General features: G+C 70.5%; 18 protein-coding genes. 12 read left to right on the top strand and 6 right to left on the bottom strand.

The annotated features are described in order from the left end of the window. Positions 1–73: 73 nt before the first annotated feature. On the bottom strand, positions 74–295 hold the full coding sequence (locus ACTIGJ_RS19220; RefSeq protein ID WP_439641940.1) for a DUF2970 domain-containing protein: 222 nt from the start codon (positions 293–295) through the stop codon (positions 74–76). Between the two features lie 228 nt (positions 296–523). Between ACTIGJ_RS19220 and ACTIGJ_RS19215 the strand changes: the two genes are divergently transcribed. The 8 genes from ACTIGJ_RS19215 to ACTIGJ_RS19180 all read left to right on the top strand — a co-directional run bounded on the left by ACTIGJ_RS19215 (position 524) and on the right by ACTIGJ_RS19180 (position 10258). Next, on the top strand, positions 524–1261 hold the full coding sequence (locus ACTIGJ_RS19215) for a cytochrome c4 (RefSeq protein ID WP_439641939.1): 738 nt from the start codon (positions 524–526) through the stop codon (positions 1259–1261). Continuing rightward, on the top strand, positions 1258–2517 hold the full coding sequence (locus ACTIGJ_RS19210) for a c-type cytochrome (protein WP_439641938.1): 1260 nt from the start codon (positions 1258–1260) through the stop codon (positions 2515–2517). The genes ACTIGJ_RS19215 and ACTIGJ_RS19210 overlap by 4 nt, the downstream gene beginning before the upstream one ends. 95 nt (positions 2518–2612) lie before the next feature. Then, complete coding sequence (locus ACTIGJ_RS19205; RefSeq protein WP_439641937.1) at positions 2613–3986, top strand: TolC family protein; 1374 nt, start codon at positions 2613–2615, stop codon at positions 3984–3986. Continuing rightward, entirely contained in the window at positions 3983–4975 is a 993-nt protein-coding gene (locus ACTIGJ_RS19200) for an efflux RND transporter periplasmic adaptor subunit (RefSeq protein ID WP_439641936.1), read from the top strand. Before ACTIGJ_RS19205 ends, ACTIGJ_RS19200 begins: the two co-directional genes overlap by 4 nt. Next, entirely contained in the window at positions 4972–8100 is a 3129-nt protein-coding gene (locus ACTIGJ_RS19195) for an efflux RND transporter permease subunit (protein ID WP_439641935.1), read from the top strand. Before ACTIGJ_RS19200 ends, ACTIGJ_RS19195 begins: the two co-directional genes overlap by 4 nt. A gap of 116 nt (positions 8101–8216) precedes the next feature. Then, positions 8217–9056: a DUF4394 domain-containing protein gene (locus ACTIGJ_RS19190; RefSeq protein WP_439641934.1), complete on the top strand. Its 840-nt coding sequence runs from the start codon at positions 8217–8219 to the stop codon at positions 9054–9056. A 163-nt stretch (positions 9057–9219) separates the two neighbouring features. After that, positions 9220–9873 carry a hypothetical protein gene (locus ACTIGJ_RS19185; protein ID WP_439641933.1) on the top strand — a complete coding sequence of 218 codons (654 nt, stop codon included), beginning with the start codon at positions 9220–9222 and terminating at the stop codon, positions 9871–9873. A gap of 34 nt (positions 9874–9907) precedes the next feature. Then, positions 9908–10258 carry a hypothetical protein gene (locus ACTIGJ_RS19180; protein WP_439641932.1) on the top strand — a complete coding sequence of 117 codons (351 nt, stop codon included), beginning with the start codon at positions 9908–9910 and terminating at the stop codon, positions 10256–10258. A 12-nt stretch (positions 10259–10270) separates the two neighbouring features. On the opposite strand, the gene ACTIGJ_RS19175 is transcribed toward ACTIGJ_RS19180, so the two are convergent. Then, complete coding sequence (locus ACTIGJ_RS19175) at positions 10271–12481, bottom strand: primosomal protein N' (RefSeq protein ID WP_439641931.1); 2211 nt, start codon at positions 12479–12481, stop codon at positions 10271–10273. 427 nt (positions 12482–12908) lie between these two features. On the opposite strand from ACTIGJ_RS19175, the gene ACTIGJ_RS19170 reads away from it, so the two are divergent. Together ACTIGJ_RS19170 and ACTIGJ_RS19165 are read left to right on the top strand one after the other, a co-directional pair. Further along, a complete protein-coding gene (locus ACTIGJ_RS19170; RefSeq protein ID WP_439641930.1) occupies positions 12909–13787 on the top strand; it encodes a DMT family transporter in 879 nt (292 codons plus the stop codon). Between the two features lie 45 nt (positions 13788–13832). Next, the gene (locus ACTIGJ_RS19165; protein ID WP_439641929.1) at positions 13833–15572 is read left to right on the top strand and encodes a peptide MFS transporter; all 1740 of its coding nucleotides are present in this window, start codon (positions 13833–13835) and stop codon (positions 15570–15572) included. 15 nt (positions 15573–15587) lie between these two features. Here the strand turns inward: ACTIGJ_RS19165 and ACTIGJ_RS19160 are convergent, their stop codons facing one another. The 4 genes from ACTIGJ_RS19160 to ACTIGJ_RS19145 all read right to left on the bottom strand — a co-directional run bounded on the left by ACTIGJ_RS19160 (position 15588) and on the right by ACTIGJ_RS19145 (position 20459). Beyond that, positions 15588–17537 (bottom strand): OPT family oligopeptide transporter, encoded by a 1950-nt coding sequence (locus ACTIGJ_RS19160; RefSeq protein ID WP_439641928.1) that lies wholly within the window; start codon positions 17535–17537, stop codon positions 15588–15590. Positions 17538–17640: 103 nt separating this feature from the next. Next, positions 17641–19011: a TolC family outer membrane protein gene (locus tag ACTIGJ_RS19155; protein ID WP_439641927.1), complete on the bottom strand. Its 1371-nt coding sequence runs from the start codon at positions 19009–19011 to the stop codon at positions 17641–17643. A gap of 23 nt (positions 19012–19034) precedes the next feature. Further along, positions 19035–19349, bottom strand: a complete 315-nt coding sequence (locus tag ACTIGJ_RS19150) for a rhodanese-like domain-containing protein (protein WP_439641926.1) — start codon at positions 19347–19349, stop codon at positions 19035–19037. A gap of 87 nt (positions 19350–19436) precedes the next feature. After that, positions 19437–20459 (bottom strand): response regulator transcription factor, encoded by a 1023-nt coding sequence (locus tag ACTIGJ_RS19145; protein ID WP_439641925.1) that lies wholly within the window; start codon positions 20457–20459, stop codon positions 19437–19439. 118 nt (positions 20460–20577) lie between these two features. On the opposite strand from ACTIGJ_RS19145, the gene ACTIGJ_RS19140 reads away from it, so the two are divergent. Continuing rightward, the gene (locus ACTIGJ_RS19140) at positions 20578–21048 is read left to right on the top strand and encodes a DUF962 domain-containing protein (RefSeq protein ID WP_439641924.1); all 471 of its coding nucleotides are present in this window, start codon (positions 20578–20580) and stop codon (positions 21046–21048) included. A 147-nt stretch (positions 21049–21195) separates the two neighbouring features. Further along, the gene (locus ACTIGJ_RS19135; RefSeq protein ID WP_439641923.1) at positions 21196–21846 is read left to right on the top strand and encodes a DUF1134 domain-containing protein; all 651 of its coding nucleotides are present in this window, start codon (positions 21196–21198) and stop codon (positions 21844–21846) included. The last annotated feature ends 160 nt before the right edge of the window (positions 21847–22006 follow it).

The raw sequence follows: 22006 nt of genomic DNA, 5'->3' as shown, positions 1-22006 counted from the left end.
TGGCCGCTCCTCGTTCGTTGCACTGGGCAAAAACGACCTCCGCCGCAACGAGCAAAGCAATTGATGACAGGCCCTAGAGAAAGCGCAGCGCCAGCTGGGCCGCGGCGATGAACAGCGCGACGACGACGCCGGTCAGCAGGCAGCCGACGATCACGAACTGCAGCGGCCTGCCGAGCGTGAAATCGCGCAGCCGGTTGCGGTGGCTCTGCACGCCGAAGAACGACCAGGCCACGCTCTGCATCACCTGCAGCAGGCTGAGGCCACGGGGCGGGGTGTCGCGGGCGGGGCTGGACATGGAACGCGCTCCTGCGGGGGTAGGCCTGCAGGTTCCGCCGCCGAGGGCGCTGCGCCAAGCACCAGATCGGCTGCAGAAATCGAGGACAGCCGCGCGGGGCCGGGCTTGCCCGATCCCGGCCATCGGCCCTGCACCTGTCCTGCATCCGCAGGCGGCAACTGCCGATACCGATGGCCGGCGCGATGCTGCACCATGGCGGCCCGCCCGCACCTGACGCCCGTCCCGCTGATGCGCTGTCCCGACCGCCGCCCCCGTTTCGCCACCCGCCGGCTCGCCGCCGCCACGGCCTTCCTGCTGCTCGGCCTGTCCGTCGCCCCGCCGCTGATGGCCGACGAGGTGCCGCCGCCGGCCGAGATGGCCGAGCGCCTGAAGGCCTGCGCCGCCTGCCACGGCGACGAAGGCCGCACCGTTGGCGACACCTATTACCCGTCGATCGCCGGCAAGCCGGCCCGCTATCTGTACAACCAGCTGGTCAGCTTCCGCGATGGCCGCCGCCAGCACCGGGTGATGGCCTCGATGCTCGGCGTGCTGTCCGACCGTTACCTCGGCGCGATCGCCACGTATTACGCCGCCCAGCCGCATGCGAAGCAGCCGGCCTTCGAAGGCGCCACCGCCGAGCAGCTGGCGATCGGCGAACGGCTGACCGTGGCCGGCGATTCCAGCCGCAACATCCCGCCCTGCCAGGACTGCCACGGCGAGCAGCTGACCGGTGTGCAGCCGTCGATCCCTGGCCTGCGCGGCCTGCCGACGCGCTATCTGGATGCCCAGATCAGCGCCTGGAAGCAGGGCCAGCGGCAGGCCAGTGCACCGGACTGCATGGGCAAGATCGCGCGCAGCCTGACGGCCGCCGAAATCACCGCGATCAGCGCCTGGCTGGCCAGCCAGCCCTATCCGGAGGATGCGCAGCCGGCCGATCGCCTGCCGCATGACCGCCTGCCGCTCGACTGCGGCGGGGTGCTGCCATGAATCTGCGCCGCTTCGTGGTGATGGGTGGCGCGATCCTGGCCGCCTTCCTGTTCTCGGTCTGGCTGAATGCCCCGGATCTGGATCTCGACCCGATCGCGCCGGCGAACCTGGCCTCGGCGACCACCGAACAGGTGCGCGCCGGCGAATACCTGGTGCGGGTCGGCAACTGCGCCGGCTGCCACACCGCGCAGGGCGGTCCGCCGTTCGCCGGTGGCCGGGCGATCGACACGCCGTTCGGCGCCGTCTATTCCAGCAATCTGACGCCGCACGACGAAACCGGCCTTGGCCGCTGGACCGACGCCGACTTCTACCGCGCGATGCGCCACGGTCGCTCGAAGGACGACCGCTGGCTGTCGCCGGTGTTTCCGTACACCAGCTACACGAACCTGACGCGCGCCGATTCCGACGCCATCTTCGCGTGGCTGCGGGCGCTGCCGCCGGTCGACCGGGCGCAGCCGGAAGCGACGCTGCGCTCACCCTACGAGCTGCAGCTGGCGACCCGGGTCTGGCGTGCGCTTTACTTCAAGCCGGCCACCGATGCCGCGATCGCGGCGATGGATCGCGGCCAGTACCTGGTCGAAGGCCTGGGCCACTGCGGCGCTTGCCACACGCCGCGCGACGACCGGGGCGGGCCGATCGCTGCCAGCCGCTACATGGGCGGCGAGATCGCCGGCTTGAGCTGGGACGCGCTGCCGCTGGCAGGCCTCGGCGATGACCCGCACGATCCCGAAGGCCAGGAGCTGGCCGCGCTGCTGAAGACCGGCGTGCATTCCCGCGCAGCGGTCGCCGGGCCGATGGCCGAGGTGGTGTTCAACAGCCTGCAATACCTGCGCGACGACGACCTCGCCGCGATCGTCAGCTACCTGCGCCGCCTGCCGAAGGCCGAGCCGCCGGCCGCGCCGCGCGTGCCCCGGGTGTCGGATGACGAGCGCGCGGCGCTGCGCAAGCGCGGCGCCACGATCTACGGCGAACACTGCGCCGAATGCCACGGCGACGACGGCGAAGGCCAGCCGCGCCAGTATCCGGCGCTGGCCGGCAGCCGGCTGGTCACCGCCGTGTCGGCGACCAATGCGCTGCGGCTGACGCTCGACGGCGGCTTCCCGCCATCGACCGACGGCAACCCGTATCCGTACGGCATGCCGCCGTTCAGCCAGGCCCTGTCGCGGGCCGACATCGCCGCCGTGCTGACCTACATCCGCAGCGAATGGGGCAACGACGCGCCGGCGGTGTCGGTGGTCGAGGTCGAACGCCGCTGACCGGCGGCGGCCTACAATCGGCGGACATCCAGCAGGCCGGGTCGACGTCCCGCAGACGCGCCACCGGCCCGACCCGCGAGGAGGGCGGCAATCCGATGACCCGACGGCGGCAGGCCGCATGGCCGGCGATGGCATCGGCACCCGCTTCGGCCGCACCCCGCTGGCGGCGCTGGGCAGCCCGGCACATTGCCGTGCTGCTGCTGGCCGCCGCGCTGCCGGCCGTTGCCGCAGACGCCGGGCCGCCGGCGGCGATGACGCTGCGCCAGGCCCTGCACGCGGCGCTGACCGGCAACCCGGAGCTGCGCAATTTCGCCTGGGACTTCAAGGCCCAGGACGCGCTGGCAGCGCAGGCCGCGCGCCGGCCCAATCCGCAGCTCAACGCCCAGGCCGAGGACTTCGCCGGCACCGGGGCCAGCCGGGGCTTCACCGGCAGCGAGTTTTCGCTGTCGATCAGCCAGGCGCTGGAACTGGGCGACAAGCGTCGCCGCCGTGTCGAACTGGCCAGCGAGCAGCGCCGGCTGATCGAGGCCGACCGGGCGATCCGCCAGCTCGACGTGGTCGCCGAGGTCGCCCGCTGTTTCATCCGCGTCGCCGCCGACCAGGAACGCAGCGCGCTCGCCGAACGGGCCGTGGCCCTGGCCACCGCAACCCGCGACGAGGTGCAGAAGCGGGTCGACGCCGCCCGTTCGCCGCTGGCCGAGGCCAGCCGCGCCGGCATCCAGCTGGCCCGCGCCCGGCTCGACCAGCAGCAGGTGGCGCGCCAGCTGGCCGGTGATCGCCAGCGGCTCGCCGCGCTGTGGGGCGATGCCGCACCGGCGTTCGGCGAGGTCGCGGCGGCGCTGTACCGGCTGCCGGCGGTCGACGACTACGCGCGGCTGCGCGAGAAACTGGCGCGCAATCCGGACCTGTCGCGCTTCGTCAGCGCGGCGCGGCTGCGCGAGGCCGAGCTGCGGCTGGCCATCGCCCAGGGCGTGCCGAACCTGACCGTGGAAGCCGGCCTGCGCCGCAATCAGGACAGCGACAGCCAGGGCCTGCTGTTCGCGCTGCAGCTGCCGCTGACCGTCAACGACCGCAATCGCGGCAACATCGACGCGGCAAGGACCGAGCGCGAGCGTCTTGATGCCGACCAGGCCGCGCTGGCACTGCGGCTGTCCACCGAACTGTTCGCGTTGCACCAGCAGCTGGCGCAGGCGCGCGCTGAAGTCGAGGGGCTGGAGCGGGAGATCCTGCCGCGTGCCCACGAGGCGCTCGACCAGGCGCGTTACGCCTGGCAGCGCGGCCGCTACGGCTATCTCGAATGGGTGGACGTGCAGCGCGAGCTGCTGGTGGTCGAGCGCCAGCACATCGATGCGGCCGAGCAGTACCACCTGCAGCTGGCCGAGATCGAGCGGCTGACCGGCGAAGCGCTGGCCGAAGCCCTGCCCGAACCGCTGCCGCCCTCCGCCGCCACCGGAACACCACCGCCATGACCGATGCCTGCCGCCGCGCCATGCGCGCCACCGCGCTGCTGCTGAGCCTGCTGGGCGGCGTCGGCTGCCAGCGCGAGGTCGCGCCGCCCGCTGCGCCAGCGGCCGCTGAAGACACCGAAACCGTCGAGCCGGTGGCGCGGATCAGCGCCGCCGCCAGCGCCAGGGTCGGCATCGTCACCGCCGTGGCCGGCCCGGCGACCCTGCGCGAGCGCTTGCCGCTGTACGGCACGGTGCGGCCGAATGCCGAGCGGGTGCGCGAGGTGGTGGCGCGCTTCCCCGGCTACGTGAAGACGGTCAGCAAGGCGGTCGGCGATCCGGTCAGCCGTGGCGAGGTGCTGGCGACCGTCGAAAGCAACGAAAGCCTGCAGACCTATCCGGTGCTGGCGCCGATGTCCGGCACCGTCACCGCCCGCGAGGCCGATCCCGGCGAGCAGGCCGGCAGCGAGGTGCTGTTCTCGATCACCGACCTGTCGACCGTGTGGATCGAGCTGAGCCTGTTCCCGGCCGATGTCGCCCGCGTGCGGCGCGGCCAGCGCGTCGAGATCGCCAGCGTCGACGGCCGGCTGCGCGGCAGCGGCGAGATCGAGCTGGTCGGCGCGCTCGGCCAGTCGGCCTCGCAGACGCTGACCGCCCGGGTGACGCTGGCCAATCGCGAGCGCCAGTGGACGCCGGGCCTGTTCGTCAACGGCACGGTCGAGCTGGGCCGCGATCCGGTGCCGGTGGCGATCGCCGCCAGCGCGCTGCAGCGGCTCGACGGCGTCGACACCGTGTTCGTGCCGGTGGCCGGCGGCTATGCCGCGCGCCGGGTCCGCACCGGCCGCGTCGATGACGAGGGCATCGAGATCGTCGACGGCCTGCAGGCCGGCGAGGCGTATGTCGCCGCCGGCAGCTTCGTGATCAAGGCCGAACTCGGCAAGGCCGGCCTCGCCGAGGACGACGACGACCCCGACGCCGCAGCGGACGACGACGGCCCCGAGGCCCGGCCGTGATCGAAGCGGCCCTGCGCCTGGCCATCGAGCGGCGCGTGCAGGTGCTGCTGGCGGTGCTGCTGGCGGCAGCGCTCGGCGCCTGGAACTTCACCCGGCTGAACATCGACGCCGTGCCGGACCTGACCAACACCCAGGTGCAGGTCACCACCACGGCGGCCGGCGCCACGCCGCTGGAAGTGGAATCGAGCCTGACCTTGCCGGTGGAAACGGCGCTGGCCGGGCTGCCGGGGCTGCAGTACACGCGCTCGCAGTCGCGTTACGGGCTGAGCCAGGTGACGGCAGTGTTCGCCGATGACACCGACCTGTACTTCGCGCGCAGCCAGATCGCCGAGCGGCTGCAGGCGGTGCGCGAGCAGCTGCCGGCCGGCAGCGTGCCGAGGCTCGGCCCGGTGGCTACCGGCCTCGGCGAGATCGTGCTGTACGCCATCACCGCCGACGACGGCGCCCGGCAGCCGGATGGCAGACCCTGGGATCTGGCTGCGCTGCGCGGCCTGCAGGACTGGACGATCCGCCCGCAGCTGCTGCAGGTGCCCGGCGTGTCGGAGATCAACAGCACCGGCGGCTACCCGCAGGAATTCCAGGTGGCGCCGTCGCCGGCCCGGCTGCTGGCCTACGGCCTCGGCTTCGCGGAGCTGGCCGAGGCGATCGCGCGCAACAACGGCACTGTCGGCGCCGGACAGGTCGAGCGCAACGGCGAGCAGGTGCTGATCCGGGTGCCGGGCCAGCTGAAGACCGCGCGCGACATCGCCGACGTGGTGGTCAGCCGTCGCGATGGCGTGCCGGTGCGGATCGGCGATGTCGCCGAGGTCGGGCCGGGCGAGCCGCTGCGCAGCAGTGCGGCGCTGATCGACGGCCGCGAAGCGGTGATCGGCACGGTGATCATGCGCATCGGCGAGAACAGCCGCCGCGTCGCCCGTGCCGCCGAACAGCGGCTGGAAGCGATCCGCGCCAGCGCGCCGGCCGGCGTGCACATCGAAGCGCTGTACAGCCGCGCCACGCTGGTCGACCAGACCATCGACACCGTGCGCACCAACCTGTTCGAGGGCGCGGCACTGGTGATCGCCGTGCTGTTCGTGATGCTCGGCAACCTGCGCGCGGCGCTGATCACCGCTGCGGTGATTCCGCTGGCGATGCTGCTGACGGTGACCGGCATGGTGCAGCTCGGCGTCAGCGCCAACCTGATGTCGCTGGGCGCGCTGGACTTCGGCCTGATCGTCGACGGCGCGGTGATCATCGTCGAGAACTGCACGCGCCGGCTGGCCGAGGCGCAGGCCGCTGCCGCCGCGCCGCTGGCGGTCGCCGAGCGCCGCCGCATCGCCCACGAGGCGGCCCGCGAAGTGATCCGGCCGAGCCTGTTCGGCGTCGCCATCATCACCCTGGTGTACCTGCCGATCTTCGCCTTCGAAGGTGCAGAAGCCCGGCTGTTCCAGCCGATGGCGATCACCGTGATGCTGGCGCTGGCGGCGGCGATGCTGTTCTGCCTGAGCTTCGTGCCGGCGGCGATCGCGCTGGCGCTGCGGCACGCCGGACCGGCGCGCGAGCGCGGTCTGAGCCTGCATCTGCGCCGTGGCTATGCGCGGCTGCTGCAACGGGCACTGCACCGTCCGCTGCCGTGGCTCGCGGCGGCGCTCGCGTTAGTGATCGGCAGTGCGTTCCTGGCGCCCCGGCTGGGTGCGGAGTTCATTCCGTCGCTCGACGAGGGCGATGTGCTGATCGAGGTCCGGCGCATCCCCGGCACCAGCCTGAGCCAGGGCCTGGCGCTGGAGAAGCAGCTCGACCAGACGCTCGGCAGCCTGCCGGAAGTGCGCCGCGTGTTCGCCGGCATGGGCACCACCGAGGCGGCGATCGACCCTACCGCCCCCGGTGAAGGCGAAACCTATGTGCTGATGAAGCCGCGTTCGCAGTGGCCTGATCCCGACAAGCCGAAAGCGCAGCTGGTGCGCGAACTGCAGGCGGCGGCCGCGACCCTGCCGGGCACCGTCACCGAGTTCTCCCAGCCGGTGCAGCTGCGGATCAACGAACTGCTGTCCGGCATCAAGAGCGCGGTGGCGGTGAAGATCCACGGCGACGACCTCGACACGCTGGCCCGGCTCGGTGCCCGCGTCGAGGCCCGGCTGGCCCGGCTGCCGGGCGCGGTCGACGTGCGCCTGGAAGCGACCGACGGCCTGCCGCTGCTGACCATCGAAGCGAAGCGGCCGCTGCTGTACCGCTACGGCCTGAACGTGGCCGACCTGCAGGCGGTGGTGGCCGATGCGCTGGCCGGTCGTCCGGCCGGTCATCTGGTCGACGGCGATCGCCGTCACCCGATCGTCATCCGCCTGGCCGAAGCCACGCGCCAGGACCTGCGCGGTCTTGAACGGCTGCCGGTGCCGCTGCCCGGCGGCGGTGCGATCCCGCTCGGCGAAGTGGCGACCCTGGTGCTGGCCAGCGGCCCGAACCAGATTTCCCGCGACAACGGCAAGCGCCGGGTGATCGTCACCGCCAACGTCGAGGGCCGCGATCTGGCCGGCTTCGTCGACGAACTGCGTGCCGTGCTGGCCCGCGACATCCGCCTGCCGCCCGGCGTCTGGCTCGACTACGGCGGCACCTACCAGCAACTGGTGTCGGCGCACCGGCGGCTGGCCCTGATCGCGCCGCTGACCCTGGCCGGCATCGTCGCGCTGCTGTGGCTAGCGTTCGGCAGCCTGCGCTCGGCGCTGCTGGTGTTCAGCGGCGTGCCACTGGCGCTGACCGGCGGCGTACTGGCGCTGCTGGCGCGCGGCCTGCCGTTCTCGATCACCGCCGGCATCGGCTTCATCGCGCTGTCCGGCGTGGCGATTCTCAACGGCCTGGTGATGCTGAGTGTCATCGACCGTCTGCGCGACGGCGGTCGCGCGCTCGACGAAGCGCTGCTCGAAGGTGCCAGCCGGCGCCTGCGGCCGGTGCTGATGACGGCGCTGGTGGCGTCGCTCGGCTTCCTGCCGATGGCGCTCAACACCGGCCTCGGCGCCGAGGTGCAGCGGCCGCTGGCGACCGTGGTGATCGGCGGCATCGTCAGTTCGACCTTGCTGACGCTGTTTGTGCTGCCGCTGCTGTACCGGCGGGTCTGGCGTGGCCACGCGATTGAGACGGGCATCGCGAATTAGCGAGACCGCTGCATCCGTCATCGGGGGATGGCGCGTATGCCTGAACGCGGACGCTGTGCGAGACAGCCCCGCAAGACGTGCTCAGGACCCATGCGAATCCACTGGAGATAAAGAAAATGTCAATTGCCAGGAACCTGCTGCTTGCTTCCGCCCTCAGCCTCGGTGTCATTGGTAGCGCTTCGGCGTTGACCGTGGTCGGCGCCACCAGCAGCAATCAGCTGATCGTCTTCAACGACGCCACTACGCCGTCGATCGCGCTGCGGGCGCGGCTGACCGGCTTCACCGCTGGCGATACGGTGCTGGCGTCGATCGACTACCGCGCGCAGGACGGCGCGCTGTACGGCCTTGGCAACGCCGGCGGCATCTACCGGATCAACGAGAACACCGGCGTGATGACCTACCTGCATACCCTGCAGGTGCCGCTGGAAGGCAGCCGCTTCACGGCTGATTTCAATCCGGCTGCCGATCGCTTGCGCATCGTCAGCGATACCGGCCAGAACCTGCGCCACAACGTCGGCACCGGCATCACGCTGGTCGACGCGCCGCTGAACTATCCGCCGGGCACGCCGCTGAACACGGTCGGCCCGGTGGCGAGCGGCATCGTCGCGGCGGCGTACACCAACAACGATCTGGTCGCCACGACTGGCACCACGCTGTTCGCGCTCGATGCCAACCTGAATCAGCTGGTGGTGGTGACGCCGCCGAACAACGGATCGCTGGCGGCGATCGGCCAGGTCGGCGTCGACATCAGCGGGATGACCGCGTTCGACATCCTGAGCACGACCGTGGACGGCGTGACCGATTCGAACCTCGGCATCGTGGCGCTCAGCAACGGCGTCAACGGCGGCTCGCTGAACACCATCAACCTGCTGACCGGCAAGCTGACGCCGATCATGTCGACGGCCAACAGCGTGGCGGTCGGCCGTCTGATCGGCATCTCCGCGCCGCCGCAGTAAGACGTCCGCAGCGCACGGCAGCCTGGCTGCCGACGAAACGACCGGCCTTGCGCCGGTCGTTTCGTTTGTGCGATCGCCGGCTGCTGCGCCGCCGTTGCCGATGCGGCTGCCGGCCCCGCATCATCAACGCCGATCCCATTCCGCCAGGGCACCGAACATGGCCGTGTCGACGCTTTCCGCTGCCGCTGCCGCTGCTGCACCTCGCCGGCAACGGCACCTGGCTGCCTATGCGCTGGCGCTGCTGCTGGCGATGGCGCTGTCGGCCTGCGTGCCGACCCTGGTGCAGCCGCATGATCCGGCGCTGGTGGCCGGCGTCGAGGCGCTGTACGCCAGCGCCACCGAGATGATCGACAGCGGCGTCGCGGTCAGCCCGCGGACCGATGCCGAGCGCGAGGCGATCCGCCCGGCCAGCCGTTCGGAGGCGCATTTCAACCACTACGCCGCGCGCTACGACGCGCTGATCCGCAGTTCCGACCTGATGATCCTGCGGGCGATGGCCGGCGGCGGCATGGTCGGCGACACCGGCCAGAAGCTGCAGGGCCGGATCGAGCAGGTGATCGAGAACGCCATACCGAGCGTCTGCGCCGAGCTGACCGAAACCTTCAACGAGCTGGGCGCCAGCAGCCTGACGGTACGCAACCACGTCGATCTCAAATGCCTGCTGACCCGCTGGAAAGAGCAGCACGCCGATCCGGCGCTGACGCGCGGCAGCCTGATCCTGAAGCGCGCCAACTGGGAAGCACGGCGCGCCAGCCTGTTCCGCATCGTGCTGGCGATCCAGCGTGCCGAACTGGCGAAGCAGTCGTCGCCGCGCTGATTCCTTCCCCCGCCGCCCACGCAGGAGCCCGCACATGGCCACCACCATCAATGGCGTCAACTTCACCCAGGTCGGCAAGGAGGCGCTCGATGCCGTGCGGCTGATGCTCGATGACCCGAGCACCTGGAAATCGCTGAAGGACATCCTGCAGAACGTCGCCGACGGCCTGACCGCCGACATCAAGTTCATCGCCCGCAAGCAGCTCGGCGGCGAGTTCAACGAAGACGATGCGCGCGTCTATCTCGAAGACCAGAAGACCATCGCCCGGGTGCGCATCCGCTCGGTGGCGATCATCACCTTGCAGCTGGCCGAAAAAGTGCTGAACGCGCTGCTCGACGTGTTTCGCGGCGCCGCCCGCAAAGCGCTCGGCTGGACCGTGCTGTAGCGGCGGGCGCGTTCAGAACAGGTCGCCCGGGTCGACATCGAGCGACCAGCGGTGGCGGCTGTGCTGGCCAAGCCGTTCAAGCGCCGGCAGCCAGCCATCGAGTTCGCGGTGCAGCGCCGCCCGCGAACCGCTGCGGATCAGCAGCTGGCCGCGCTGGAAGCCGGCACGGCGGGCCATCGTCGCCGGTGCCGGGCCCAGCACGTCAAGCGCGGCCGTTGCCGGCAGCAGCGCCCGCGCCTCGCGCAGGAAGGCCATCACCTCGCTTTCGCTGCGCGCCTCCACGCGCAGCAGCGCCAGATAGGCGAACGGCGGCAGCAGGAACTGCCGGCGCTCGGCCATCAGCGCTTCGGCGAAGGCCGGATAGCCGCGCGTCACCAGCAGCTTCAGCAGCGGGTGCTCGGGGTGGTGGGTCTGCAGGATCACCTCACCCGGCTCGCCGCCACGGCCGACGCGGCCGGCCACCTGGGTGACCAGCTGGCCCATCCGCTCCAGCGCCCGGAAATCGCTGCCGAACAGCGCCTGGTCGACGTCGACCAGTCCGGCGAACTGCAGGCCGGCGAAGTCGTGGCCCTTGGCCAGCACTTGGGTGCCGACCAGCACGTCGACGTCACCGGCCTGCACGTCGGCCAGCAGCTTGGCGAGCGCGGCACCGCTCTTCAGACGATCGGAATCGACGCGCTCGATGCGTGCTTCCGGGAAGCGCAGCGCCAGCGCGTCCTCGATCCGCTCGGTGCCCTGGCCGATCGGCACCTGCCGGCCGCCGCAGTCCGGGCAGGCCGGCGGCTGCGGCTCGACATGGCCGCAGTGGTGGCAGGCCAGCCGCTTGCGGGCGCGATGGACGACCAGCCGCGCATCGCAGTTCGGGCACGGCATCACGTAGCCGCAGTCGTGGCAGAGCAGCACCGGCGCGTAGCCGCGGCGGTTCAGGAACAGCAGCGACTGATGGCCCTGTTCGAGATGGCGTGCGACGGCGTCGACGATGGTCGGGCTCAGGCCGTTCTCCAGCACCGCGTGGCGGACATCGAGCAGGTGGATGCGCGGCGGCGGCGTGTCGTGTACGCGGCGGTCGAGCTTCAGGTGGACGTAGCGGCCGTCCTGGGCGTTGCGCAGCGTTTCCAGCGACGGCGTGGCGCTGCCGAGCACCACCGCCGCGCCGGCATCGCGGGCGCGGACGATGGCGACATCGCGGGCGTGGTAGCGCAGGCCGTCCTGCTGCTTGTAGGAGCCGTCGTGCTCCTCGTCGACGATCACCAGCTGCAGGCGCGGCATCGGCACGAACACCGCCGAGCGGGTGCCGACCACGATGCGCGCCACGCCGCTGGCGGCCGCCAGCCAGTGGCGCGCGCGTTCGGCTTCGCCGAGGCCGGAATGGAAGCTGGCGACACCGTCGCCGAAGCGCGCCTTGAAGCGCGCCGCCAGCTGCGGCGTCAGGCCGATTTCCGGCGCCAGCACCAGCACCTGGCCGCCGGCAGCCAGCACCGCTTCGGTCAGCCGCAGGTACAGCTCGGTCTTGCCGCTGCCGGTCACGCCTTCCAGCAGGCTGACGCCGAAGCGGCCGATGCCGGTGGCCAGCGCTGCCAGCACCTCGGCCTGCGGTGCGGTCAGCGGCAGCGGCGGCTGCAGGGCGCGCGGGATGCCGTCGTCGGCGCAGCGTTCGACCCAGCCGGCGTCGAGCGCCCGTTTCACGGCGGCGGCGCTGCCCGGCAGCTGGCTGCGGACGGTGGCGACAGCGCAGGGGCCGGGGGCCAGCAGCGCCAGCAGCGTGCGCATCGCGGTCGACCGGTTCGGCACCTCGGGCAAGGCGACGCGGCCAGCGGCGGTCAGCTGCAGGCCGTCCGGCGGCCGGATCGCCGGCTGCTCGCCACGGCGCAACGGGCCGGGCAGGGCGGCGGCGATCACTTCGCCGAGCGGGTGCAGGTAGTAGTCGGCCGTCCATCGGCACAGCGCCAGCAGGGCTTCCGACAGCAGCGGCTGGGTGTCGAGCAGCGTGCTGACCGGCTTGATCTCGTATTCCGGCGGCGGCTCGTCGCGGACCGGGCCGACCACCACGCCGATCAGCTCGCGGCGCGCGAACGGGACCCGGACCCGCTGTCCTGGCTGCAGCGTGCCGGCCAGCACGTCGGGCACCGCGTAGTCGAACACCCGACGCAGCGGCACCGGCACGGCGATCGTGACCTGCTTCATCGCGCCGGCCTGGAACGCTGCGGCCATCGCGGCGGACATGCTGTGGATAAAGATGTGTACATCCCCCAGACACGCGCGCAGCGAAAATGCCAGCGCCCGGGCAGACCGCTGGAAATCCTGCTGCTGTTCGGATTATTTATAAATAATTCAATCATCTGCACGAGGTGATGGCGCGCCCTGCGGTGCCGGGGCTTGACGGAGCGATGTCCTGCCTGCGGTCGCATCTTGTGCATAACAGCAATTTCCCGGGGCGCGGAGACCGGTCTGGGCTGTGGGAATACCCAGTCGCAGGCTCCCTCAGGACCCCGGAAGTCCCGCCACGGCTGCGTTTCCGGGCCGCCGATTCTGCCCGGCTCGCGTCGCCGGCGCCGGAGGCCCGACAATCGCCGTCCGCCCCGATGCCAGCCCCGATGCCTGCGCCGACCATGCCTGTTGCGATCGCCATCCGCTGCCCCGAGGCCGTCCGGTGACGCCCGCTGCCCAGGCGCGGCTCGGCGTGCCGGGGCTGGTGCTCGGCGCGGTGCTCATCGGTTTTGCGGCGATCGTCGTCCGGCTGGTCGAGGTCGGCCCGACGGCGGCCGCGTTCTGGCGGCTGGCGGTCGCCGTGCCGGTGCTGTGGCTGGCGCGTGCCGCGCAGCCGAAGCAGGACCTGCCGCCGGATCGCGCCGCGATCGGCCTGATGCTGGTGGCTGGCGTCGCCTTCGCGCTGGACCTGGCGCTGTGGCATCGCTCGATCCACCTGACCTCGGTGGCCAACGCGACCCTGATGAGCAACCTGTCGCCGGTGTTCATCGCGCTGACCCTGCATTTCGGCTTCGGCGACCGTCACCCGCCGCGCTTCTGGATCGGCCTGATCCTGGCGCTGGCCGGGGCCGCGTGGCTGGTGGCCGACAGCTTCACGATCAGCCACGAAACGGCAGTCGGCGATCTGATGGCGATCGGCACGGCGGTGTTCTACGCGATCTACCAGCTGCTGGTCAGCCGCAGCCGGCGGCGCTACACCGCGCTCGACGTGATGTTCTGGGCCAGCCTTGCCGGCATGCTGACCCTGCTGCCGATGAGCCTCGCGTTCGGCGAGCGGATCGCGCCGATCGGCTGGCGTGACTTGCTGCTGCTGGCGGCGCTGGGCGTTGTCGTCCACGTCGGCGGGCAGGGCCTGATCGCCTGGGCGCAGGCCCATGTCACGGCTTCGTTCGCGTCGGTGACCCTGCTGGTGCAGCCGGTCGCCGCCGCCGTGTTCGCGTGGGCGCTGCTGAACGAGCGCTTCGGCGCCCATCAGGCGCTGGGCGGCGTGTTGATCCTGACCGGCATCGTCACCTGCCGGCTGGCCCGCCTGCCGCGCTGAGCCGCCGGCCATACTGCGATCACTCCGGACCGGAACACCCTGCCGATGCGTGCCACCGACGCTGTCCTGCCGCCCGCCGACGAGCTGTTCGGCCACCCGAAAGGCCTGGTGGTCTGTTTCTTCACCGAGATGTGGGAGCGCTTTTCGTTCTACGGCATGAAGGCGCTGCTGGCGCTGTACCTGATCAAACACCACGGCTTCACCGATTCGATGAGCCTGGCGCTGATCGGCGCCTACGGCGGGCTGGTCTATGCCACGCCGATGCTCGGCGGCCTGATCGCCGATCGCTGGCTCGGCGTGCGCCGTTCGGTGGTGCTCGGCGGCGTGCTGCTGGCGCTCGGCCATCTGGGCATGAGCGTGGAGGGCGCGCCGGCGCGGGTGGTGGGCACGGCGGTGGAACGCGACACGCTGGCGCTGAGCGTCTTCTATGCCTCGCTGGCGCTGATCACCGCCGGCGTCGGCTTCCTGAAACCGAACATCTCGAATCTGGTCGGCAAGCTCTATCCGGATCGCGATCCGCGTCGCGACGCCGGCTTCACGCTGTTCGGCGCCGGCATCAATTTCGGCTCGCTGTTCGCCGGCGTGATCTGCGGCGTGCTCGGCGAAACCTACGGCTGGCGCTACGGCTTCGGCGCCGCCGGCATCGGCATGGTCGCCGGGCTGGCGGTGTTCATCAGCGGCCAGAAGTACCTGCTCGGCCACGCCGAAAGCCCTGACGAGGCACGGCTGAAGGCGCGCGTCTTCGGACCGCTGACCCTGGAATGGGCGATCTACCTCGGCGCGCTGCTGCTGCTGCTGCCGATCCTGTTCCTGCTGATGCAGGCCGGCCACGCCGTGCTCGGGCTGCAGCTGGGGCTGATCGCGCTGTGGCTGGGCTGGCTGGCCTGGTACCTGACGGCGCGCTGCACGCCGGCGCAGCGCGGCCGGATGCTGGCCTGCGTCTGCTTCATCGTCATCACCCTGCTGTTCTTTGCGCTGTACGAGCAGGGCATCGGCTCCTGGGTGCTGTTCACCGACCGGATGCTGGAAAAGGACTTCTTCCCGTCGCTGGTGATTCGCGACGGCCTGCCGCTGCCGTGGTCGGCGATTCCGCTGATCCTGAGCCCGCTGGTGGTGGCCGCCGCGCTGCGGGCCAGGCCGGGCGCGCGCTGGCCGGGGCGGGCGATCGGCGCGCTGGCGCTGCTGATGGTGGTGCTGGTGATCCGCGATGTCGTGGTGCTGCCGCAGACCGCCAGCTCGCTGACATTCATCGGCCCGCTGGTCTCCAACCTGATGGCGCCGTTCATCGCGGCGCTGTGGCCGTGGCTGGCGCGTCGCGGCCGTGATCCGCACCTGGCCGTGAAGGGCTCGCTCGGCCTGCTGTTCGGCGGCCTGGCGTTCATTCCGATGATGCTGGCCGCGCAGCAGGTCGGTGATCCGGCGCTCGGGCTGGTGCTGGCCAGCGTCTGGTGGCTGGTGCTGGCCAATCTGCTGATCGAGATCGGCAGCTTCCTGATCTATCCGGTCGGCCTGTCGGCGGTCACCGAGCTATCGGTGCCCACCGTCGGCGGCGTGATGATGGGCGCCTACTGGCTCGGCACCTCGTTCTCCGAGCAGGTCGCCGCCGGTCTCGGCCAGCTGGCGGCGATCGACCCGCTGCCGGGCGAGACGGTCGACGTCGCGGTCGCTGCCGGCGCCTATGCGGCGCTGTTCCAGCAGCTGCTGTGGCTCGGCGTCGGCTGTGCGCTGCTGTCGCTGCTGCTGGTGCCGGCGATGCGGCGCTGGACCCGCGCGCCGGCCGTCTGAGCCGGCGGCGGCGCCTCAGCCGGCGCGGCTGCCGCGCACCGCCGCGCGGTACAGCAGCCCGGCCACCACAGCCAGCACCACCAGCCCGGCGAACGGGCCGAACTGGAATGCGGCGGGCGCCGCCAGCACGTCGGCGTGGCCAGACAGCACGATCGGAATGGCGATGACGATGCCCATCAGCGCCTCGCCGGTGATCAGGCCGGCGGAGAACAGCGTGCCGTTGCGGTGCAGGCGGTCGCGGGCGTCCTCGTCGGTGGCGGCGACACCGGCTTGTCTCTCGACGAAGTGGGCCACCAGGCTGCCGAGGAAGATCGGCACCATCAGCTCCAGCGGCAGGTAGATGCCGATCGCCGCACCCAGCACCGGCACCCGGAAGTGCGCGCCGCGCGCCTTGAGGAACTCATCAAGCGCGATGATCACCGCGCCGATCACCGCGCCGATCACCGCGCCGATGGCGATGAAGTTCCACGGCAGCTCGCCGCCGAACATGCCCTTGGCGACCGAGGCCATCAGGTTGGCCTGCGGCGCGGCCAGCGCGTTCGGATGCTCCGGCGTCGGCGCGCCAATGCCGTAGGCGGCGGCCAGCAGGTTCAGCACCGGCGCCATCACCAGTGCGCAGGAAAAGGCACCGATGCCGAGCATCAGCTGCTGCTTCCACGGCGTGGCGCCGACCAGATAGCCGGCCTTCAGGTCCTGCAGGTTGTCGCCGCCGACCGAGGCCGCGCAGCAGACCACCGCGCCGATCATGATCGCGGCCACCGCACCGATGGATGAGTCCTTGCCAAGCAGCAGGAGCAGCACCAGCGAGGCGAACAGGATGGTGGCGATGGTGATGCCGGACACCGGGTTGTTCGAGGAACCGACCAGTCCCGCGAGATAGCCGGACACCGACACGAACAGGAAACCGGCAACGATCATGATCACGGTCATCGGGATGCTGACCAGCCAGTCGCTGACGATGGCCTGGTACAGCAGCGCCAGCGGAATGGTGAACAGCACCAGCGCCACCAGCATCCACTTCATTGGCAGGTCGCGGTCGGTCTCGGCGATCACCGTGCCGGCGGTGTTCTTGCGCGCGGCGGCCAGCCCGCTCCTGATGCCCGAGGCCAGCGACTTGCGCAAGCTGAACAGCGTCCAGATGCCGCCGATCAGCATCGCACCGACGCCCAGATAACGGATCTTCGCCGACCAGATCGCGTAGCCGAGGTCCTCGGCGCTGGCGCCGGCGATCTTCGCGGCCAGCGCCGGATCGGTGTCGAGGAAGAACGCGTGGTAGATCGGGATCGCGAACTGCCAGCTCAGGATGCTGCCGGCGACCACGACGATGCCGACATTCAGGCCGACGATGTAGCCGACGCCCAGCAGCGCCGGCGACAGGTTGGTCCCCATGAACGCGAAGAACTTGCCGATGAAGGTGGCGCCGATCGCGGCATCGGGAATCAGCTTCAGGCCGCTGGCGGCCGCCAGCTTCAGGAATGCGCCGATGGTGCCGGACACCGCCAGCGTCTTCACGCCTTCGCCGGGATTCTCGCCGGCCTTCAGCACTTCGGCCGCTGCCTTGCCCTCCGGGAAGGCCAGTGGTTCCTCGACGATCATCGTGCGCCGCAAGGGCACCGAGAACAGCACGCCGAGCAGGCCGCCGAGGCCGGCGATCGCCAGCACCCAGGAATACCGGAAGTCCTGCCAGTAGCCGAGGATGATCAGCGCGGGGATCGTGAAGATCACGCCGGCGGCGATCGACGAGCCGGCCGAGGCTCCGGTCTGCACGATGTTGTTCTCGAGGATGGTGCCGCCGCCGAGCACCCGCAGCACCGCCATCGACACCACGGCGGCCGGAATCGCGGTGGCGATGGTGAGGCCGGCGAACAGGCCGAGATAGGCGTTCGCCGCCGCCAGGATCATCGCCAGGATCACCGACAGCACGACGGCGCGGAAGCTCAACTGCGGGACGGCGGCACGGCTCATCGGGGCACTCCGTTCATGCGATTCGGGCATGCGCCGGATTGTTGCACGCGGGCCGCGCGCTGCCGGCAACGGTCAGCGCGGCTGGGCCGCCAAGGGGCCGCTGCTACTTCGCCGCCGGGACCAGCAGCAGGCGGTCGATGTCGGCGAGGTCGGCCTCGGTCAGCCGGCCGGCCTGCTGTTTCAGGGTCAGCACGCTGATCAGGTAGTCGTAGCGGCTCTGGTAGTAGCTGCGCTGCGCGACGTAGAGATTGCGCAGCGTGTTGAGCACGTCGACCTCGGTGCGGGTGCCGACCTGCAGGCCGACCTGGCTGGATTCCAGCGCCGTCTGGTTCGACTTCACCGCCTGCAGGTTGGCCTTGACGCTGGCGATGCCGGACATCACGCCCTGGTAGGCGTCGCGGGTCTGGCGCTCGATCGAGCGCTTCGAGCCTTCCAGCTGCGCTTCGGCCTGCTGCTGGGTGGCCGTTGCCTGGCGCACCTGCGACTGGGTCAGCCCGCCGCTGAAGATCGGCACGTTGAGCGTCAGGCCGACCTGGCTGCGCGTGGTGTTCGGATTGCGGACGAAGCTGTTGTCGTTCTCGCCGTAGCTGCCGTCCAGCCCCAGCGTCGGGTAGTGGCGCGCGTAGGCCACGCCGACACCCTTGCGGGCGATCTCGGTGTTCAGCTCGGCGATCTGCAGATCGAAATTGCTGTCCCGGGCGACCTTCAGCCAGTCGTCGACGGAAACCGGATTGGGGCTGGCCAGCGGGATTTCCTCGATCAACCCTTCGGCGGTTTCCGTGTAGCCGCCGGTGATCTCGGCCAGCGCGCGGCGGGCGTTCGACAGCGTGCGCTCGGCGCCGATCAAGGTCGCCACGCTGCCGTCATAGGCGGCCTGGGCTTCCTGCACGTCGGTGATCGCCGCCAGACCGACTTCGAAGCGCTTCTTGGCCTGCAGCAGCTGGCGCTCGTTGGCGTCGCGCTCGGCAGTATTGGTGCGTACCGCATCACTGGCCGACAGCGCGCCGAAATAGGCCTGCGCCACGCGCAGGATCAGCGCCTGCTGGGCGCTGCGGAAATTGGCTTCGGCCAGCGCCACCTGGGCGTCGGACTGCTTCAGTCGACGCCAGGCCTCGAAGCTCCAGATGGTCTGCGACAGCGTCACCTGGTAGCTGTTGGCGGTGTTCCAGAACGTCGACACGCCGTCGTCCGGCGTCGGCGGCGGGTTGCTGGGGTCGAGCACCAGCACGTCCTGCTGTTCGACGCGGGTCCGGGCGCGGGCGATGTTGACGCCGGCATTGAGCTGCGGAAGAAAGGCCGACAGCGCCTGCGGCCGGGCTTCGATGGCGGCGTCGCGGGCGAACCGGGCGGCGGCCAGCGTGGTGTCCTGATCGAGCGCCTTGCGATAGGTGTCGAGCAGGTCGTTGGCATCGACCGCGGTGAGCGGTGCAAGGAAGCAGGACGCAAGGGCGGCCCGGGCAATGGAACGGCGCATGAATCTTCCTTCAGGGAAAGGCGTTAGTAGCGGGGAACGGTCGGATCGACGCGCTGTGACCAGGCGTCGATGCCACCGATCAGATGCGCGACATCGGTAAAACCGTTGCGCTCCAGCAGGCGCCCGGCCATCTCGCTGCGCACGCCGTGGTGGCATAGGACGGCGATCGCCGCCGATGGGTTTAGCTCGCCGATCCGCTGGCCCAGTTCGCCGAGCGGAATATGGACGGCGCCGGGCAGCGCGGCGAGGTCGATTTCTTCCGGTGTGCGGACATCGAGCAGCACGGTTCCGGGGCGGTTGATCAGGGCCTTGAAGGCGTCCGGGGCAAGGTTTTGCATCGCGGGGGAAGTCGCTGCGGGGAAAGGGCTGGATTCAGCGTAGCACGCAGCAAAGCCTTGTCCGGACTGAATTTCCGGCCGCCTGAATCAGCTTTGCCGTTCTTTACCGGCCGGCTCGCCGGCCTCCGGATAGACCAGCTCGGCCAGCGCCGCGCGGCTGTAGACGCCGAGCTTGCGATAGACCCGGTACAGGTGGTTGGCGACCGTCGACGGCGCGATGCCGATGCGCTTGGCGGCCTGCTTGAAACTCAGGCCGTGGGCGATGGCGGTGACCACATCGCGCTCGCGGCGGGTCAGGTGATCGAGCGGGCCGGCTGGCCAGATGTGCACGCAGCGCAGTTCGTCGAGCGGCTCGCAGCGGATGCACAGGCCGCCGGCCACCGCCGTGTCGCCATCGGCCGGCAGCGCGAACGGCAGCTGCTGCGCCGGCCGGTCGGGAAAGTGGCGGTCGAGCATGTCGAAGAAGCGCGGCATGGCGTCGTGGAAGGCGCCGGTGGCGTCCACCGCAGCGGCGGCGCTGGCTGCCGGCCGATCGGCAAGCCGGCGCGACATCTGCAGGAAGAACGCATGCGAGGCGGCGTTGAACAGGTGGAACATCACCCGGCCGACGCGCGCGGCATCGCTGTCGCTGAACGGCTGGCTGCGATCGAAGCGATACAGCGTGACCAGCGAATACAGGCCGCTGGCCGGATCGATGTGGCCGGTCGACAGGATGCGCTCGATGCCCTGCGGCGCGAAGGTCCGGCGGTACAGCTCGGAGCCGTAGAACTGCGGGTCCGGCAGCACGCTCTTCATGTCGACCGGCGTTTCCAGCCGGCGCAGCAGCGCGGGGACGATCGGATTGATCGACTGGCTCGCCTCCAGCGCTTCCGGGAAGCCGGCCGGCAGGTTCAGCAGCGTGCAGGTGTGGAACTTCATCTGCCGCGCGGTACCGGTGCCCCAGATCGCGGCATCGAACGCCAGCAGCTGGCGCAACTCGCCGAGCGCCCAGCGACGGAAGCCGTCCGGCGGCACGGCCAGGCCACCGCGATAGAGCCGGCCGATCAGCTGATCGACTGGGTCGATGGCGACGGGGTCCGGAGTGCCGGCTTGCGGTTCAGCGCGGGTCATGGCGATCGGGGCGTGGCGTCGAGTCGGCGGGGTGGCGGGCCGGATTTACCATCTGCCGGTTCGGCGCGCGCGCCTATCCTGCGCCGAAACCGTCCCGGTTCGGCAACTGATGCTGCGCATGAAATCGATCCACACCTGGCTGGCCGAGTACAACGAAAGCCATCGTCACCCGGTCAACAAGCGGCTGCACTGGCTGTGCGTGCCGCCCATCGTGTTCACCGTGTTCGGCGGACTGCGGGCGATTCCGGTCGGCGACGCGCTGTTCAACCCGGCAACCGTCGCGGCGCTGCTGGCGCTGGTCTATTACCTGCTGCTGTCGTGGCGGCTGACGCTGGGCATCGCGCCGCTGCTGCTGGCGGTGCTGGCGCTGGTCGAGTTCAGCCACGCCGCGCTGGGGCCGCTGCACCTGCCGGTGATGGCGGCGATTTTCGTGCTGGCCTGGATCGGTCAGTTCGTTGGCCACCAGGTCGAGGGCAAGAAGCCGTCGTTCTTCAAGGACGTGCAGTTCCTACTGATCGGCCCGCTGTGGCTGCTGGCCGATCTCTACCGGCGCGCCGATCTCGAGCTCGGCGGCCGCCTGCACGGCTGAGCGCGGCCGACGCCTTCAGGCCGCGTTCATGCGGCCGGGCTATTCTGGCGGCCGCGTCATGCCGAAAGGTCGACGAAGCAGGTCGGCCCCGGCGTCTGTTTCCGGACCGGCGACGCGCCCCGAACAAGACCCGCAAAGGTGATCCCGATGACGTCGAAAAAATCCTCCGTCTGGCTGTGCGCGCTGGTGCTGGGCCTGAGCCTGGCCGTTGGTCTGGGTGCACCCAGCCCGGTGCGCGCGCAGGACCCTTCGGCCGGCGAGCCCACGGCTGCCGATGTCGCTCAGGGCGGCCAGCCGGGCGGCGACGTGCCGCAGGAAACCTATTCGCAGGAAGAAACGCTGGCCGCCGCGCAGAAGTTCTTCGGCGGCACCACCAGCGGGCTCGCCAAGGCGATCGAGAAGGCGTTTTCGGAACTCGGCCGCCCGGTCGGCTACATCATCGGCAACGAGGGCTCCGGCGCCTTCGTCGTCGGCCTGCGCTACGGCGAGGGCGAGCTGGTCTACAAGGGCGGCGGCTCGACCAAGGTGTACTGGCAGGGGCCGTCGGTCGGTTGGGATATCGGCGGCAACGCCTCGAAGGTGTTCACGCTGGTCTATGACCTGCGCTGGACCAAGGACCTGTTCCAGCGCTTCCCCGGCGTCGACGGCAGCCTGTACGTGGTGGCTGGTGTCGGCCTGAACTACCAGCGCGCCAACGGCATCACGCTGGCGCCGATCCGTACCGGTGTCGGCCTGCGGGCCGGGGCCAGCGTCGGCTATCTCGCCTACACCCGCGAGAAGCGCATCAACCCGTTCTGAGCCAGCGCTCTACGGACGCGATCAGGCCGCCTCCGGGCGGCCTGGTCGTTTCTGGGTTTCTGGCGCCAGCTTGGCCGTGCTGTTAGGGCCTGTCATCAATTGCTTTGGTCGCTGCGTTGCAGGTCAAAAGGCCGCCGGGCGAGGCGCGAACCGCGGGCCA

The sequence above is a fragment of the Nevskia sp. genome, assembly GCF_051860985.1.
Lineage (GTDB): Bacteria > Pseudomonadota > Gammaproteobacteria > Nevskiales > Nevskiaceae > Nevskia.
The sequence above is the reverse complement of the archived record's forward strand: the minus strand, read 5'-3'. Positions and strand labels throughout refer to the sequence as shown.

What these genes read in the sequence shown, in the direction of transcription:
- ACTIGJ_RS19220 (WP_439641940.1), bottom strand. Translation starts at nt 295, where the DNA reads ATGTCCAGCCCCGCCCGCGACACCCCGCCCCGTGGCCTCAGCCTGCTG.
- ACTIGJ_RS19215 (WP_439641939.1), top strand. Translation starts at nt 524, where the DNA reads ATGCGCTGTCCCGACCGCCGCCCCCGTTTCGCCACCCGCCGGCTCGCC.
- ACTIGJ_RS19210 (WP_439641938.1), top strand. Translation starts at nt 1,258, where the DNA reads ATGAATCTGCGCCGCTTCGTGGTGATGGGTGGCGCGATCCTGGCCGCC.
- ACTIGJ_RS19205 (WP_439641937.1), top strand. Translation starts at nt 2,613, where the DNA reads ATGACCCGACGGCGGCAGGCCGCATGGCCGGCGATGGCATCGGCACCC.
- ACTIGJ_RS19200 (WP_439641936.1), top strand. Translation starts at nt 3,983, where the DNA reads ATGACCGATGCCTGCCGCCGCGCCATGCGCGCCACCGCGCTGCTGCTG.
- ACTIGJ_RS19190 (WP_439641934.1), top strand. Translation starts at nt 8,217, where the DNA reads ATGTCAATTGCCAGGAACCTGCTGCTTGCTTCCGCCCTCAGCCTCGGT.
- ACTIGJ_RS19180 (WP_439641932.1), top strand. Translation starts at nt 9,908, where the DNA reads ATGGCCACCACCATCAATGGCGTCAACTTCACCCAGGTCGGCAAGGAG.
- ACTIGJ_RS19175 (WP_439641931.1), bottom strand. Translation starts at nt 12,481, where the DNA reads ATGTCCGCCGCGATGGCCGCAGCGTTCCAGGCCGGCGCGATGAAGCAG.
- ACTIGJ_RS19165 (WP_439641929.1), top strand. Translation starts at nt 13,833, where the DNA reads ATGCGTGCCACCGACGCTGTCCTGCCGCCCGCCGACGAGCTGTTCGGC.
- ACTIGJ_RS19160 (WP_439641928.1), bottom strand. Translation starts at nt 17,537, where the DNA reads ATGAGCCGTGCCGCCGTCCCGCAGTTGAGCTTCCGCGCCGTCGTGCTG.
- ACTIGJ_RS19155 (WP_439641927.1), bottom strand. Translation starts at nt 19,011, where the DNA reads ATGCGCCGTTCCATTGCCCGGGCCGCCCTTGCGTCCTGCTTCCTTGCA.
- ACTIGJ_RS19150 (WP_439641926.1), bottom strand. Translation starts at nt 19,349, where the DNA reads ATGCAAAACCTTGCCCCGGACGCCTTCAAGGCCCTGATCAACCGCCCC.
- ACTIGJ_RS19145 (WP_439641925.1), bottom strand. Translation starts at nt 20,459, where the DNA reads ATGACCCGCGCTGAACCGCAAGCCGGCACTCCGGACCCCGTCGCCATC.
- ACTIGJ_RS19140 (WP_439641924.1), top strand. Translation starts at nt 20,578, where the DNA reads ATGAAATCGATCCACACCTGGCTGGCCGAGTACAACGAAAGCCATCGT.
- ACTIGJ_RS19135 (WP_439641923.1), top strand. Translation starts at nt 21,196, where the DNA reads ATGACGTCGAAAAAATCCTCCGTCTGGCTGTGCGCGCTGGTGCTGGGC.